15 protein-coding genes are annotated in these 15428 nt (G+C 41.0%); 10 read left to right on the plus strand and 5 right to left on the minus strand.

The window, feature by feature from the left end; translation table 11 throughout:
• Positions 1–6: 6 nt before the first annotated feature.
• The 6 genes from CKK03_RS06720 to CKK03_RS06740 all read left to right on the plus strand — a co-directional run bounded on the left by CKK03_RS06720 (position 7) and on the right by CKK03_RS06740 (position 4063).
• A complete protein-coding gene (locus CKK03_RS06720) occupies positions 7–696 on the plus strand; it encodes an ABC transporter ATP-binding protein (protein ID WP_099361858.1) in 690 nt (229 codons plus the stop codon).
• Entirely contained in the window at positions 693–1523 is an 831-nt protein-coding gene (locus tag CKK03_RS06725; protein WP_099361859.1) for a hypothetical protein, read from the plus strand. The genes CKK03_RS06720 and CKK03_RS06725 overlap by 4 nt, the downstream gene beginning before the upstream one ends.
• A gap of 16 nt (positions 1524–1539) precedes the next feature.
• Positions 1540–2730 carry a hypothetical protein gene (locus tag CKK03_RS06730; protein WP_099361860.1) on the plus strand — a complete coding sequence of 397 codons (1191 nt, stop codon included), beginning with the start codon at positions 1540–1542 and terminating at the stop codon, positions 2728–2730.
• 82 nt (positions 2731–2812) lie between these two features.
• Positions 2813–2962, plus strand: a complete 150-nt coding sequence (locus CKK03_RS23640; protein ID WP_180271184.1) for a hypothetical protein — start codon at positions 2813–2815, stop codon at positions 2960–2962.
• A complete protein-coding gene (locus CKK03_RS06735; RefSeq protein WP_245864048.1) occupies positions 2907–3359 on the plus strand; it encodes an RNA polymerase sigma factor in 453 nt (150 codons plus the stop codon). Before CKK03_RS23640 ends, CKK03_RS06735 begins: the two co-directional genes overlap by 56 nt.
• 86 nt (positions 3360–3445) lie before the next feature.
• Positions 3446–4063 (plus strand): hypothetical protein, encoded by a 618-nt coding sequence (locus CKK03_RS06740; RefSeq protein WP_142354003.1) that lies wholly within the window; start codon positions 3446–3448, stop codon positions 4061–4063.
• A gap of 36 nt (positions 4064–4099) precedes the next feature.
• Here the strand turns inward: CKK03_RS06740 and CKK03_RS24120 are convergent, their stop codons facing one another.
• The 3 genes from CKK03_RS24120 to CKK03_RS06750 all read right to left on the minus strand — a co-directional run bounded on the left by CKK03_RS24120 (position 4100) and on the right by CKK03_RS06750 (position 8712).
• On the minus strand, positions 4100–4225 hold the full coding sequence (locus CKK03_RS24120) for a hypothetical protein (RefSeq protein WP_281254478.1): 126 nt from the start codon (positions 4223–4225) through the stop codon (positions 4100–4102).
• 122 nt (positions 4226–4347) lie between these two features.
• Complete coding sequence (locus tag CKK03_RS06745; RefSeq protein WP_099361863.1) at positions 4348–7101, minus strand: DEAD/DEAH box helicase; 2754 nt, start codon at positions 7099–7101, stop codon at positions 4348–4350.
• A gap of 12 nt (positions 7102–7113) precedes the next feature.
• Positions 7114–8712 (minus strand): SWIM zinc finger family protein, encoded by a 1599-nt coding sequence (locus CKK03_RS06750; protein ID WP_099361864.1) that lies wholly within the window; start codon positions 8710–8712, stop codon positions 7114–7116.
• Between the two features lie 344 nt (positions 8713–9056).
• Between CKK03_RS06750 and CKK03_RS23645 the strand changes: the two genes are divergently transcribed.
• The 3 genes from CKK03_RS23645 to CKK03_RS06760 all read left to right on the plus strand — a co-directional run bounded on the left by CKK03_RS23645 (position 9057) and on the right by CKK03_RS06760 (position 12068).
• Entirely contained in the window at positions 9057–9218 is a 162-nt protein-coding gene (locus CKK03_RS23645) for a YwzD family small protein (RefSeq protein ID WP_180271186.1), read from the plus strand.
• Between the two features lie 368 nt (positions 9219–9586).
• Entirely contained in the window at positions 9587–11443 is a 1857-nt protein-coding gene (locus CKK03_RS06755; protein WP_099361865.1) for a GAF domain-containing sensor histidine kinase, read from the plus strand.
• On the plus strand, positions 11418–12068 hold the full coding sequence (locus CKK03_RS06760) for a response regulator (protein ID WP_099354526.1): 651 nt from the start codon (positions 11418–11420) through the stop codon (positions 12066–12068). The genes CKK03_RS06755 and CKK03_RS06760 overlap by 26 nt, the downstream gene beginning before the upstream one ends.
• Before the next feature lie 142 nt (positions 12069–12210).
• Here the strand turns inward: CKK03_RS06760 and CKK03_RS06765 are convergent, their stop codons facing one another.
• Both CKK03_RS06765 and CKK03_RS06770 read right to left on the minus strand, forming a co-directional pair.
• Positions 12211–12915, minus strand: coding sequence for a YwaF family protein (locus CKK03_RS06765; RefSeq protein ID WP_099361866.1), 705 nt, complete (start codon positions 12913–12915; stop codon positions 12211–12213).
• 517 nt (positions 12916–13432) lie between these two features.
• A complete protein-coding gene (locus CKK03_RS06770; protein WP_245864046.1) occupies positions 13433–13897 on the minus strand; it encodes a hypothetical protein in 465 nt (154 codons plus the stop codon).
• An 832-nt stretch (positions 13898–14729) separates the two neighbouring features.
• Between CKK03_RS06770 and CKK03_RS06775 the strand changes: the two genes are divergently transcribed.
• Positions 14730–15266, plus strand: a complete 537-nt coding sequence (locus tag CKK03_RS06775) for a glycerol-3-phosphate responsive antiterminator (RefSeq protein ID WP_099361867.1) — start codon at positions 14730–14732, stop codon at positions 15264–15266.
• Positions 15267–15428 lie beyond the last annotated feature (162 nt).

The following is a 15428-nucleotide window of genomic DNA, read 5'->3' on the forward strand; positions in this document are numbered from 1 at the left end:
ATCTTGGTGATTGAAGTAAAGAACGTAACCAAGAAGTTTGGTAGGAAGACTGTGTTAAACGGCGTAAACTTCACTGCTGAAAAAGGGAAGATTACGTGTTTGATTGGGATTAACGGGGTTGGAAAAACAACGATTATGAAGGCGATTATGAATCTAACTCCAATTAATAGTGGTGAAATTCTCATTAATGGTGAAAAAATTCATAAGGGCAGTTATGAAAAAATTACGTTTATCCCAGATACGATTACGATGCTGCCTCAAATGAAAATTCACGAAGCATTCACGTTTATGGCAGATTTCTATGACTCATGGAATCAAAAACGCGCCGAGGAACTACTCAAATTTTTTAGATTAAAAGAAACGGAGCGAATCTCGGATTTATCAAAGGGAAATACGGCAAAGGTAAACTTGATCCTTGGACTGGCATTGGATGTCGATTATGTCTTAATGGATGAGCCTTTTTCGGGGATTGATATTTTTAGCCGAGAGCAGATTGCGGATGTGTTTACAAGCCATTTAATTGAGGACCGTGGTGTGATCATTACAACCCATGAAATCAATGATATCGAGCATTTAATCGATAAAGTCGTGTTGCTAGATAATGGCGTCGTGTTAAGGGAATTCGATACCGAAGAAGTCAGGGAGAATGAGGGGAAATCGGTCATCGATGTGATGAGAGAGGTGTATAGAGCATGAATCGATTTTTGAAACTAGTCAATTTCGAGTTTACTCGATTTTTAAAGCTATATCTTATTTTATTTGGGATTACGGTGCTATGTCAAATGGTGGGCGTTATATTTGAAGCCAGACGATATGTAGGCCGTGCGAACAAGGCGATATATGAAGATTTATTATCAAAGAGTGATTTTATCTCACAATATGGCACAATGACTATTTTTCGTTTTTCGGAGACATTGTGGTTTTTGGGGCCGATTGTGCTAGCTGGTGTCACATTACTAATCTATGTGTTCTTTATTTGGTACCGAGACTGGCTTGGAAAGAACACATTTAGTTATCGTTTGCTCGTTTTACCAACTGCAAGATTGAATATTTACTTGGCGAAGGCTACAACGGTTTTACTCCTTGTTTTAGGTCTCATTGCCTTACAATTAATTTTGGCTCCGGTTGAAATGCAGATTATAAAATGGTTGGTTCCAGATGAGTTTCGTACTGATTTTTCAATTTCCACAATTTCCAACCACTATTACTTGGGTGTTTTATTCCCGATGACAATTGCAGACTTTATTCTCATATACGGTGTTGGGATTGTAGCGGTATGTGTCGTGTTTACAGCGATTCTATTTGAACGTTCATATCGATTAAAAGGGATTTTCTTCGGGATCCTTTATGCCGCAGTATCCATTTTAGTCTTTTTTGCACCGATATTAGTGAATGAATTTATCTTAGGTAATTATTTTTATGCGAATGAATTGTTCTATATGGAACTTGGTACATGCTTACTTACCCTAGCTGGGGCAATTTGGATCGGAAATTACCTCATGAACAAAAAAATAAGGGTATGATAGGAGGTCGAAAAGCATGAAACGATATTGGAAAATAATCACGGTTAGTTTAGTTACGGTGATTGTGATTGGCGCTTTTTATATAAACTCTAGTTTGGCTGCTGAAAAGATTGTAATCGGCATCGAAAAAGTAAGTGGAAATGAAAAAGAAGTAGAGAATATACGGATTAACGGAGACCTTGGAGGTAATAATATCCATCACTCTTTGCTAATTTCGAAAGATGAAACGATTGATTTAAGTAACCAATCGTTCATTCAACAATTGACAGGGACGAGTACGGTACCTGCTTTTAATCAGCTAAAAGAAAAGTATAGCCATTTTATGAGAGGAAAAAAATACTTAGCAAATAGCTTATATGCAGATGAGAATTTTGTTGTGTATGTAAATGTGGAAGGCAATGGAAATGTTTCAAAGGATATGTATTTCAACATTGAAATATTAGATACAAAAACAGATAAAACGACATCAATGGAGTTGGATGTTCCTAATAAAGAGAACTATCAATGGGTCGAGGTGATGGATGTCCAATTATTCAATAACGAAATTAAGGTCATCGCAAGAGGATTTCGCGCTGAAGGCGGTGAGGTTCTAAATGTATATACAATTGACTTGGACAAAAAGGCCGTTAGTGATGAAACCATATATGGATCTCCAAAGATTGAGAATGGATGGTCAGATATAAGAGTCGTTGATGAATATTATTCAGTTGAACCGAAAAAATATCTGTTGTTCCAAGTATACGCCCATGAAGAGCCTGTATATGAGGAAGCGGTGGAAACGGGTGAACCCAAAATCATTGCAGATGAAATCATGGTCTATAACATAGAGACCAATGAATTGAAGAAGCTGGATATTAGTCCGGAAGAACGAGGATACGGCATTGATTCCTATACTCTCTATGATAATACCGTATATATTCCAAACCCAACCCCAAATGGAATAGAAGTGAATCAGTATAATATTGAAAAAGACAGCTGGGGCGAAAAGCAACTATTTAAAGTGGAACATGACAAGGGTGAGCATGAACCTTTTATCAAGTTGCAAAACGGAAAAATCTATATCATTAGCTCAGTTGATGGAAAATATCCACTCGTCATCAGTGACTTAAACACAGGACAGTCACTATACGAAGGAAAACTTGTTGTCAAAAACCAAAAAGACCAAAATAAAGACTACAAACTATACATTTACGAAATCAATAATTAATGGGACACAGGGACAGGTCCCTTGTCCCGCAAAAACGGGTCGCGGGGACAGGTCCCGTGTCCCACACAATAAGGTGAGAAAAATGGCGGAACATAAAATTGAAGAAATCATTACGAATTACGGAACAGAATTACGATACGTGGCCTTTCGATATGTTCGAAATTGGGCAGTTGTGGATGATATTATGCAAGAAAGTTTTTTTGAAGATCTTCTTAAAATTGAATTCGTTTAGAGAACAGTCTAAATTGAAATCATGGTTATATAAAATCACACGTAATCAATGTATTGACTATCTTCGGAGTAAGGTTGTAAAAGAGACTGTCTTGATTGATGAGATGGAGGATTTGCGATATTCGGCCAATGAAATGGTTGAGAACGAAATATTAGAAAGATTCGAGAGAGAGAGGCTCTACCAACAAATCGAAGCTTTACCTAAGGATTACAAACAAACACTATCTCTCTATTATTTTAGTGATTATAGCTACAAGGAAATTAGTGACCTTTTGCGTAAAGATATTTCGTTTGTGAAAAATAAGCTTTTTCGCGGAAAGCGGATGTTGAAGCAAATCTATGAAAGCCGGGACAATGAAAATGTACCCTCGTCCCGCCAATCATGGGAAACGACATGATTGGTTTTTTTTATGGGGTTCTTTCCCTTTTTCGAGGGATAAGGTACAATTATCCAAACATAGTAATGTAGTGGGGTTGAGAGTGTATGAGGTTCATAGTTTTGTTTGTCGTTGCATTCCTCTTGGGCATTGTGTTGGCGGTCTTTGATATAAGGGGACCTGTTAGCGTGGTGATTAGCATATTCGTGATTTTTAGCTTATCACTCTACTTATTTGTGTATCCGATTTATTTAGAGAAGAATGTGAAAAAGATTGAGTGCTATTTAGAAAAGAAAAGGAAAAATCCGTTGTTTAAGCTTTATTATGGGATGGGTAATCGAATTGATCAGGATGTGAAGGAAGCGACGGAGATTTTGCTTCGAAAATATAAACAGCCTGCTCGTCAGGCGATGTTTAAAACCTTATATGCGTTGTATGAGGATGATATTTTACGAGCGAAAAGTGACATTGAGCAGATTCAACCTCCGCGATATAAATACTATTATCAAGCGATTGTTGCGATTGAGGAAGGTAAAATAGAGCGGGCTGATGAGCTTCGTGAACAGGTGAAAACAGAGTGGATGAAGCATGCTTTGGCAGCCGGAATTGCGAAGAAAGCTGGGCATCAGGAGGAGTATATCGTTGAGATTCAGAAGGCGTATGAGAAAACGCGGGGATTGCAGCGGTATATGATATTTAAACAATTTGAACAGGATTTGAAATAATAGAGAAAAGCTCAAGCGGGTTGCTTGAGCTCTGTTTTATTTTTTAAGTTTTTCTTCGACTAGCTGATAAAATTTTTGCCAAGGTTCGGTTTTGTCTTTGTGCTTTTCACTTGGCACGAATTTTTTGTTTCTTTTCTTTGGTTTGGTTGTTTTTTCTGCCAACTGAATCAGCTCCCCCTTTGGTTTTTGCGGACATCAAGATTTGAAAACCCGTATGAGCTGGGACAAGGGACCTGTCCCTGTGTCCCACCAGCCCCTGTTCACCACCCAACCCTGTGCCAAATCTAGAACGTGCCTAAGAGTTCTTTTAGTTCGGTTGTGGAGAGTTCGGTGATCCAGTTTTCGCTTGTGATGATTTCGTCGTTGAGTGACTGCTTTTTCTCCAGCATTTCGTCGATTTTTTCTTCGAGTGTGCCGGTTGCGATTAGCTTGTGCACGTGGACGAAACGTTTTTGGCCAATGCGGTAAGCGCGGTCAGTGGCCTGGTTTTCGACGGCCGGGTTCCACCAGCGATCATAGTGGATTACATGGTTTGCTTCCGTTAAGTTCAATCCGGTTCCGCCTGCCTTCAGTGAAAGAATCAAGATATTGTATTCCCGGTTTTGGAACCCTTCAATCATCTTATCACGCTGTACTTTCGCAGCACTTCCGTTCAAGAACTTTACTGATTCGTTAAAGCGTTTTGACAGCACATCCTGAATCATTTCACCCATATGAATATATTGTGTGAAAATTAAACAGCTTTCGTTTTGGTCGCGAATATGGTCCACCAACTCAAGGAGCTTTTCCATTTTTGCAGATCGATCGTCTACATTTTTCGGTGCAGCTTCCTTTAAATAAAGTGCCGGATGGTCACAAACCTGCTTCAACTGTCCAAGCATTTTTAAAATCAAGCCTTTACGCTGGATGCCCGCAAGCTGTTCGACTTGCTCCAATGTATCCTTCACGAGCTGCTCATAAATCGATGCCTGTTCAACCGTTAACGGACAGTATTCTTTTTGCTCGAGCTTGTCTGGTAAATTCAATGCAACAGCTTCATCATTTTTCGTACGTCTTAGTAAAAATGGTTTGATCAAGCGCTGCAGCTGAGCAATTGTTTCTTGGTCGTGGTCCTTTTCAATTGGAGACACAAATCGTTTTTGGAATCCTCCAAGACTACCTAAATAGCCGCGATTGATGAAGTCGAAAATCGACCAAAGCTCGGTTAAGCGGTTTTCCATTGGCGTTCCTGTTAATGCAATATTATGGTCGCTTTTTAGCTTTCGAATCGCACGTGATTGCTTGGTTTGTGCGTTTTTAATGTTCTGAGCCTCATCCAAGCAAATTGTACCCCAGTCATAAGAGGAAATCTCCTCTTCATCTAGATGAGACAATCCATATGAGGTGAGCACGATGTCAGCCTCATTGACTTGCTGGGTAAACTCTTCACCCTTCAAGCGGTTCGAACCGTAATGAAGGTGAACGCGTAAATCAGGTCCGAATTTTTCAAGTTCCTTTTGCCAGTTTCCTAGAACGGATGTTGGGCATATGATCAGCGAAGGCTTGGCACCACTTTCTTTTACCGCTAAAAAGTAGGCAATCATTTGAATTGTTTTTCCAAGTCCCATGTCATCAGCAAGGCAGGCACCGAAACCGAACTTTCGTAAAAATAAGAGCCAGTCGACACCTTGTTGCTGATAAGGACGAAGCTCACCCTTGAAGGTGTCTGGAATGGCGGCCTGTGGAATCTTCTTGATGTCCGTTAGTTGTGTAATCATATGCGAAAGATGGCGGTTGAGTTCAATTTGAACGCCTGCAAATGCTCGTGACGCTTCCTGTTCCTCATGTTCGGCTTTTTCCGAAAGAGATAGTAGTTCCTGCTCTAACACATCACGGACATGGAGTCCTTCTTTATTCGCACGTTCTAGAATCGATTGAACCTGTTTAATAAACGCAGGATCAAGCTTAATCCATTTACCACGGATATTGATTAATCGTCTTTGCTCGTTCACAAGCGACATGAATTCTTCTTCGGAAAGCTCAACGCCATTTGTTGAAAAACGCCAGTCAAAATTGATGATCGACTGTAGCCCAACAAATGATTGGCGTCCGCCACCTGAATTTGTTTTTACCTTCGCTTTAATCGCAAGTTGAGCGTCCTTGATGGCTTGCCACCAAGCGGGTAATAGGATTCCTACGCCAGTGTCGATGAGCCTTGAGCTTGATTCCGTTAAAAAGTCCCAGGCCTGACGCTCGGTTAACTCGTGAATGATTCCTTCCTCATCGCGAAGCCATGGAACGAGTTTACACCACATCTCTTGGTCACTCGTGATTTTTTCTTCAAAAGGTGCCCAATCTTTTGGTAAAACCATATGTGTCTTATAGGGCTTTTTTTTGCTGCGGAGCACAGTGTGTAACTTCCACGAGCCATTGTCCATTTCCGGTTCCTCAATTTGGATGAGACAATCAAATGGAGTAAGGTCTTCCTTCCAGCCAATCCGTTCCAGCCAATTGTTTTCATCAACGACAAACTCAGCGCCCGTAGTACTTTTTACAAGCGGAAAGGTTGAGGCAATTTCCTCCCAGGAATCAGAAAGCGTGGAATCGGCTTGAATCCAATCGGTGATGGCTTCAGAAAACCACTCAGCTGCAAATCCTGTTATCTCAGTTCCAATCGGTTTCCAGCCAAAACGCTCTGACTTGCGCCAATAATCAAAGTCGGGCATAAAATCGCCTTCCTTAATAAGCGGCAGTAAGTTTCTCGAAATGGATTGAAATTGTTCAGCATTCTCGCTTAGCTCTACTTCAATCAGGGAATTAACCGGTAATTCTCCAAAATAGGTAAATGCTTGCCAGGGTGAAAGGAGGACGGCATCATGATGTAGAAAGTTGTTCTCTTCGAGGAAGGTCCCGTAAAAGGTGGCCTCATGCCAAGCAAAGAGATTTCGCTTCCAATTGTTTATCGTAAGCTCGTTGCCATCTTCTGTGGTGCACCAAATATAAAAACCTTTGTCGGCAACCCATTCCGCGTGAATTAAAAATGTTTCTCCAATTACCATCATCTCACCCCTTTACTCCGAAATCATAGAAGCCCGAAGCAGCTCCTGTTGGAAGGCACGTAATCGCTTGTTCATTGTGGCAAGTTTCGTAATATAGTCCTCCCAGACGTCTTCTTGTTTACATTTTTTATAATGAGTTCGGATCTTGCGCAAATATTTAACGGCTTTTTTATAGCTAGGCCGATTTTTACCCTCAATTGCCTTTGCGACTGCCTGGTGATAAAGAGGAAACAATGCACTTCGATCGTGGCTTTCAATTTCTTTTAAAATATATCGGTCTATTTCATCGATATCATAGCCGAGCATGATTTGCAGTTCGACCCATTTCCGGAATTGTTCAGTCTCAAGCAAAAAGTCATTGTACTCGACATAACTGTACGGGAGGAGCTTTTTAACGGCATCCATATAAACCGTTTCGTCCTGTTCCTCGGCGTACGGCATAATGTTTTGTAAAAACAATCTTGTCATGTGGCGCCGGCCTTCATAGCTTTGGATGCCAAAAATAAACGTCCGGATTCCTTCTAAAGCATGGTCAATCCAAGGACGAACTCGATCCCAACTTTTTGATTCAGATAAATAGGAAATCCACCAGAAACTATAAGGTGTTGCATCGTGCCCAAGCTTTTTCATCGATTCGATCGCACTCGTATCATCCTTTAGCAAAAAATGAAGATGGGCAAAAGCAATCTGGTGTACTGGATGATCCGTGTCTAGGGCACTCTGTTCGATTTCAATCCATTTTTTTCGATTGAAAAAGGTCGCCCATAGCAAACGATACATTTGCATGCGCTCATATTGAAACATCGACTGACAAAGCAGGGTCTCACGGACCGGTTGAATGCTTTCCTCAAGAAGCGTGTCAAACGAAAATGGCAGTGACACTTTCTTCATTTCTAATGAATGATCAAGGACGATGTCTGTGAAATTATGAAAATAAGGCTTGATATACGTGTCCACTTGATAGTTTCGTACTTCCATTTGCTCAAGCAATTCGATAGTTTTTCGAATGCAAAAAAGGGCTGCATGAATATGAAATAAGCGCTTGTACTCCTCCGAATAAGGAGCTTTCCTTTTTAATGTTTGAAAAAAAGAATGGTACAGCGTTGCGAAAAAGTAAATCGTTTTTTCAGGGTGTCCTGATTCAAACCGTTCGTATTCCTTTTCAAAAAGGGCAAGCCAGCTTTCGAGTGAGTTTTCCTTGTATTCCACACGCTCTAGGATGCTTCCTTTTTTTACAGGAATTGATTCAAGGGTAGGCTTTGGTTTACTGCCTTCTTTCCACTGCTCAAGCAGGGACCCGACTCGGTCAACACTCGCATACATATAGAAAAACAAAGCCATTTGATGACGGCAGAAAGCAGTGGTTGGGCACGTACAGCTGCTCATTTCGAGAAAATCGAGATCAAGAGTAACATCAACGGGTGTGACATCCTGAACGCGTCCTTCTAGTTTCTGCCCGTTGTATTTTACATTATAAACACTCCCCTGGCGGAAGAGGTTTAGTCCTTTTTTGATTAATGTCCGGTCATCTTCATTGTCAAATGTAATCATGCCCCGAAGCTTCTCGGAAAAATGCATGACCGCATCCTTTGGAATATCTTTTTGAAGCAAGCTAGTCTCACTCCCCATATTGCATAGATTAATGAAATCACATCTTTTTATTATACCGTAAAATAGAATGAATTGGCATTTCGGACGAGGAAAGTGTTCGCGTATACCTAAATTTAGAAAGTTTTTCAATAGACAGTCGCAAAAAAGAAGTCTTCAGCGTACATGTATAGTAAATTACTTGGCGGAGCTGGTTTCTCCATCCAAACTCCCCAAGAAATCATTTTCTCCCATAGTGTCCTGGCCACTCAGGCACTTATCGAACTCTGCTCCGTGGAGGCGTCTCCATCCTTCATAGTAGCAGGGTTCGAAATCAATGTATTTTTCCAGCTAGGAGTGAACATAATTTGGATCCTAAATCTTCGGGTAAGGATATTTCGATTGATCAGAACCAGGTTAGAAGAGCGCTAATTCGTGCTTTTATGAAAGGCGAAGGAAGTACCGATATAGATATGAAGAAATTTATCACAGACATAGCTAACGATATTAAAGGCTCACCTACAGCATAGCCAATTACGTGTTAAGCCAAAACATAGATTTGGGCCAAGGGACCTGTCCAACACTGTCTGCCTTTGAGGTGGCAGTTTTTTTATTGCGCATAAAAGGACATGTTATACTACTTTTGGCTTATCGAAATAATAAATTTGGGTCATAGAAAATCGTGTGTTTTTTTGGCATAATTGTTTCCACAAACATTACAGGTGTTTGTGGTTACCCAGCATTGGTCAGTGGTTTTCAAGCCATTCGACTAGTCTGGGTTTTTATGCGGATTGAGTGTATTCGTTTTCAATGGTATCATTTGTTATTTTTCCACAGTACATATATTATAATAATAACAGACAATAGTTTACAGAATGTTATGATAAGGGGGAGAAGTGTGAAGCTTCCAATGGTGTCCTCCCATAAGAGGGAGAACTATGCAAAGATCTATATGATTTTAATCGCAATACTTGGTTGGACGGTTGTAGGGTATTCGTTTTTTATTATTAAACCAACCGATGAAATTGCGATTCTCCTATTACTTACAGCATTTTTAGCGTTAATCGAGTATTTTCCGATTCAGCTCTTGAGAGGCTCCACGACGATTACGTTTCCATTTATCTTCGTCATGCAAGCGCTATTTGGAATATCGTATCCAATTATCATTTATGTGACAATCGTCTTAATCATTAATATTCTTCGTCAACGTCCGCTGAGAATTGTCCTGTTTAACCCAGCTCAGCTAGCGGTTAGTGTATTTCTTGCAGACTACATTTTAAAACATACAACAATCACCCAGGTTCTTGCGACAAACAGTGAACTTTTGACAGGTATCCTTACATATGGTCTTTTTGTTGCACTCTTTTTTATTATAAATAATCTAATTGTTGACTTTGTCCTGCTGATTCGTCCGCAACCTTATCCATTTTACATGTTTAAAGGAAAGACGTTAACAGAGTTGGGAAATGCATTGATTTCCTTGCTATATGGGGTTATCATGGCGTTCCTTGGTGGTCGAACGGTTGACGCATTCTCACTATTCTTCTTTTTCTCGCCATTGGTAGCTGTATCGCTACTATATTCGGTCATCTCCACACTTGAAAATGAAAAGAAACGTTTAAATGCGCTGTTTGCAATAACAACAGGTGTGAATAAGAAAATCCATTCAACCGAATGGATTGAGACGTTTAAAAATACATTTTCCCAAATTGTTGATGTTCAAGCTCTCATGCTTTGGGTGAAGGAAAATGATGTGTGGAAGATTTTGTATTATGATGGCAGGGTCACTCCAAAAGATGCTTTAACAGGTGAAGCGTTGGCCCGTTTTGATGGAAAAAAGCAACCCATTGTCTATCAGGACAGGGTAAGAAAGCTTGGACCCATTGATGAATTTTTTAAAAAGGATATGAAGGCCTTCGTGTATTCACCGATGGTCGTCGAGGATGAAACAATTGGAATGCTCGTAGTTGCAAAAAGTCGTGCGCGTAGCTTTGGGGAAGACGAAATCCATTCGATTGCCACCCTTTCGAACCAGCTCGCGGTTGCGGTGAAGACGAGATTTTTAATAGAAGAAAAAGAAAAACGGATTATCCTCGAGGAGCGCAACCGAATCGCAAGGGGGATTCATGATGGTGTTGCCCAGACTCTTGCGGGTGCGGTCATGAAGCTTGAAACGGCTGAACGAAAATTTAATCGAAATCCGGAAGAAACAATCAAACACATTCGAGAAAGCATGGATAAATTAAGACTTAGTTTACGAGAAGTTCGCGAATCCATTTATGAGTTGCGTCCATATCCGACTGAACGAGTGGGGTTGTCAACTGCGATTAAAAAGCGAATTGAAATGGTAGAAGGTGAGTACAATATCAAGTTTTCGTTTGATATAAGAGGTCAAGAGGTTCCGCTCAGCTCGATGGTAGAAAAGGAATTGTTTGATATTTTTCAAGAGAGCTTGCAAAACACTATCAAGCATGCAAGGGCCACAGAAATTGACGTTCTGTTAAGCTATCAAAAGGAGCATATTATATTAAAAATCAAGGACAATGGCGTTGGGTTTTCACTGTTTCAGGCGATGGTCAAAGCGCAAAACAACCCTCACTTTGGGATTTTAAATATGAATGACGCCGCAGAAAAAATCAATGCAACCCTCCAAATTGATTCTAAAGAGGGAGAAGGTACGGATATCACATTAACTGTTCCCAAAATGGGACTTGAAGGAGGTAGTACTGTTGATCAAGCTTATGCTGGTGGATGATCATGCTGTGTTACGTGACGGACTTAGAAATATATTAGAGCTCGAGGATGATATTCGCGTTGTCGGCGAAGCGGTTTCAGGTGATGACGCACTAAAGAAGGTACCCATGTGCGAACCAGATGTGATTTTAATGGACATCAACATGCCTGAGAAAAATGGAGTGGAAGTGACGGGCATTCTGAAGAAAAAATATCCTTCGATTAAAGTGCTGGTACTGACGATGCACAACCATGACGAGTATTTCATGGCGGCGATACGCGAGGGCGCTGACGGATATTTGCTGAAGGATGCACCATCAGAGCAGGTCGTCGAAGCGATTCGTACGGTCGCACGAGGCGAGTCTGTGATTCATCCATCGATGACGAAAAAGCTCCTCAATTTCCATCAACAACAGCAGGAGCAGCCAAAGGAAAACGTACTAACAGAACGGGAAATGGAAGTTCTCCAATGCCTGGTGGAAGGGATGAGCAACAAGGAAATCGCGGATCGTCTCTTCATCAGCGACAAAACGGTAAAAATACACGTCAGCAAGATATTCAAAAAATTCGACGTCAAAAGCCGATCGCAAGTCGTCATCTACGCCGTACAAAACAAACTAGTTCCCATGCAAAACCCTGGGATTTAATGGGGATTGCTTGAGTTATGTCGGGAAGGACCAGGGGGACGGTTCTATTGGTTCCATTTTTATGAAAAGGGCTAACAGCCATAAATTTTATTCATTGTCCATATTTTACCAGAAGGGCAAAAAAAGCCATTAAGTCAACGACTTAATGGCCTTTTTCTTTTTTCATCCAGATTGCCATCGGGAGGTAGGTGATAACAAATACGATTATACCAGCAACTTCAAGGGTTAGGTAATACGTAATGCCGGAGCCGAAATAAGACAGGATCGTTGTGGATTCGGTTGGGTTTGCTAGGTAAAAGAAATTTGTGTCGAGAAGGAGATTGATGAAAAAGATTGGAACAGCGATTAGGTTAAGGAGTAAGAAGGCGGTCCAAACTGCTTTTCGCGGTACACGATAGCCCTCGTAAAAAATGAAATAGAGCACGGACCAGGCAATTGTGGCGTGATGCAAGAAGTACTTTAAGAAGCGATAATGCGGAAAATCATGGAGTAGTTCGGGAGTCACCATGCTTAGAATCGGTGGAAGCAATCCTGTAAAGAACACGAGGTAAAATGCTTTTTTACTAGGCTTAAAGAATAGGAAGATGCAAATAAAAGTGCTGATGGAACAAAGGTGTAGCGGGAGGGAGCCGATTTCCCATTGATTGGTCGCGACGAGCCAAATCTGGTGTGACACTTCACTAGCAACCAAGATGCTGAAAAATGTCCATTTGATGATTGACTGATAAGGTCCGAGTTTTTCTCTGAGGGCGATGAGCAGGAAGGTGAGGACCATGAAAATCAGAAGCGTCACAAGATGCGAAACGGAAAACAACTCAAACGATTGCATACCTTCAGCTGAAAACATGCTGTCACCCCATTTCTAAATGGTTTTCTATTAGTCTATTCGGGGTTTGGTGTGGTTTAGACGTTTGGACAATTTGAGGGAAATAGATTTTTTTGGTGGAGGCTTTTAGAGTGGCTGCCGACCCTGAGGTAGGATTTGGGTTTGTCCGATAAATTATAGTTTGTGTCCGATATAAGTAGAATTGTGTCCGATAAAATTCAGGCTGTGTCCGATATCCGGTTAACTCTGTTCGATATATTCTCTTTTTTGTCCGATAACCAAAAACGGCATTAGATAGTTTGCCTTCCGGGTGAACCGGAAGGCTTTATGGGTCGCGGGGACAGGTCCCTTGTCCCAGGCAAACAAAGATTGCTCGGGGATGAAGACCATTTCAAGCAGAGAATAGAGTCAAAGAGTCCTTCATAAGTGTGATGAAGACAACTCGCGGCGAAAATCCCGATGAAAAAGTTCTTCATCCCCTACGCCTCTCGGCTCAATTTGGAACCACGAGAACCGTCCCCGTGGTCCCGCCCAACCCCTAATGATACGACCACAAAATCGTCCAGTCGCCGTCTTCGTTTACGACGAAGATGTCTTGTTGGATGGCAAAGGTGCCGTATGTGCTTTTGTAGGTTTGGGTGATGGGCACTTTATAGACGTCGTGAAAGGTTGTGGTGTTTTTGGCCATTTGCCAGCTTTTGAGGTGTTCAACGTCTTCTACAGTGTATTTGAAGGTATCGGTTCCAAAGTGACCCACAAAGACATGGTTGCGCTGCTGGATGTAGTCAGCTTTTTCAAACCGCTCCTGCATCAGGGGATGGAACAATTCCCATGAGCTCCCGAAATCCGCATCCTGCTCGAATGTATAAAAGGATTGGACAATCTCCTTCGCATCCTCCTCCGGTGATGAACGAAACAATGAAAAAAACAGGATCACAATCAATATGGCCGCAACTGAAACCAGAATCAGCTGAATCGGCACGCCGCGTCGAAGTCGTCTCATATGTAAACAAAATCCTCCTTAAGCTTGTTTACTAATATGGATATGCCCTCGGAAAGTTGTCCTAGTACAAGAACAAAATAACTTTCTGGGTAAAGGGGGACAGGTCCCTCGACCCGCGCAAGTGGGACAAGGGACCTGTCCCTGTGTCCCAAAGACAACAAAAAAAGCTAGAGTTTAGACTCTAGCGTTGGTCTTACTGAATCGAGTTAGAAATGGACGGCGTGGGCCGTTTTTGACTCGTATGAAATAAATCCGATCCTCGAGTCGTTTGTAAAAGCGAACTCCGACGATACTGAATGGTGTCCAAATTTCTTTAAACGTATAATAAGGCACTTTTAGAACTCCTCCCCCAATCTTAATAATGATTCTATTTATCATTGATATTTTTGAATTATCTGAAACTAATAATTATAGGATAGCATGTCCAATTTGCGTAAAATGTGGAAACGTGTAGAAAATAATTAAAATTTTTAATGCATTTTTAGACAAAAATCGCGAAAAAAGGCCTATTTTAGGAAAGTTGCCCTAAAAATACCCCAATAATCGCTATAAAATTACACCGATTTTCCCAATATACATTTTTCTAATACATTGGTAGTATATAATTATAGTAAAATACTAGATTGGTAGGATCTCCTGTCGAACTAGTGTATTCATTCTTGTTAGTTAATGTAGAGAATGGGGTTTTCTACATTTGACTATAAATTTTTTACCTGTAGACTTTTTTCTCTTTTGCCCTGCTCCAGTGTGAGTAGGGCCTTTTTTTGCTGTTTTTTCAAAGATGAAGGGAGTGTATACTACTTATAATAGGTGGTTGAAAGAGGGGAGACAGTTGGATCAACGTATATTGCCCGCGTCTACGACGATGAAGGAATTCGAGTCCTTTTTAAAAAGTAAATATGAAATTGGGATTTTTACGGAAATTCACATCGCTCAGTTGAAAAATATTAATCGAATGGCAAGGGAAAATGGGAAGAAGATGATCTATCATGTGGATATGGTACAGGGGATAAAAAGTGATGAATATGCGACCGAATTTATTTGCCAGGAGTTTCGACCATATGGGCTGATCTCGACGAAATCAAGTGTCATCCTAAAGGCGAAGCAAAAGGGAGTATTCGCGATTCAGCGGATGTTTCTAATTGATACTCATGCTCTTGAAAAAAGCTATAAGTTGATTGCAAAAAATAAACCCGATTACATTGAGGTGCTGCCTGGGGCCATGCCTTGGATGATTAAAGAGGTCAAGGAAACATTGAACATTCCGGTGCTTGCAGGTGGTCTCATTCGGACGAGAGAAGATGTACAACGAGCACTTGAGGCAGGAGCGACGGCGATTACGACGTCTAAAAGGGAGCTTTGGGTATAACGCTGAAGCTCGTTTTCAATTATTTTGGCATAATTTGTTGGTAAGTTTTTATGAAAACGTTGTCATTATTCCGTTATAATGTAAGTAAGAGAAGATGAAGGGGGCGAAGTGATGGAAGAGAATACGAATCCATTGGCAGTGGGCATGGTGTGGGGAACGACA

Source organism: Fredinandcohnia onubensis (assembly GCF_002734215.1).
Classification (GTDB): Bacteria; Bacillota; Bacilli; order Bacillales; family Bacillaceae_L; genus Ferdinandcohnia; species Ferdinandcohnia onubensis.

Bases quoted from the DNA above. Each gene is read 5' to 3' on its own strand.
- CKK03_RS06740 (WP_142354003.1), top strand. From the start codon at position 3,446: ATGAGGTTCATAGTTTTGTTTGTCGTTGCATTCCTCTTGGGCATTGTG.
- CKK03_RS06770 (WP_245864046.1), bottom strand. From the start codon at position 13,897: ATGAGACGACTTCGACGCGGCGTGCCGATTCAGCTGATTCTGGTTTCA.
- CKK03_RS06765 (WP_099361866.1), bottom strand. From the start codon at position 12,915: ATGTTTTCAGCTGAAGGTATGCAATCGTTTGAGTTGTTTTCCGTTTCG.
- CKK03_RS06735 (WP_245864048.1), top strand. From the start codon at position 2,907: ATGATATTATGCAAGAAAGTTTTTTTGAAGATCTTCTTAAAATTGAAT.
- CKK03_RS06745 (WP_099361863.1), bottom strand. From the start codon at position 7,101: ATGGTAATTGGAGAAACATTTTTAATTCACGCGGAATGGGTTGCCGAC.
- CKK03_RS06725 (WP_099361859.1), top strand. From the start codon at position 693: ATGAATCGATTTTTGAAACTAGTCAATTTCGAGTTTACTCGATTTTTA.
- CKK03_RS23640 (WP_180271184.1), top strand. From the start codon at position 2,813: ATGGCGGAACATAAAATTGAAGAAATCATTACGAATTACGGAACAGAA.
- CKK03_RS06730 (WP_099361860.1), top strand. From the start codon at position 1,540: ATGAAACGATATTGGAAAATAATCACGGTTAGTTTAGTTACGGTGATT.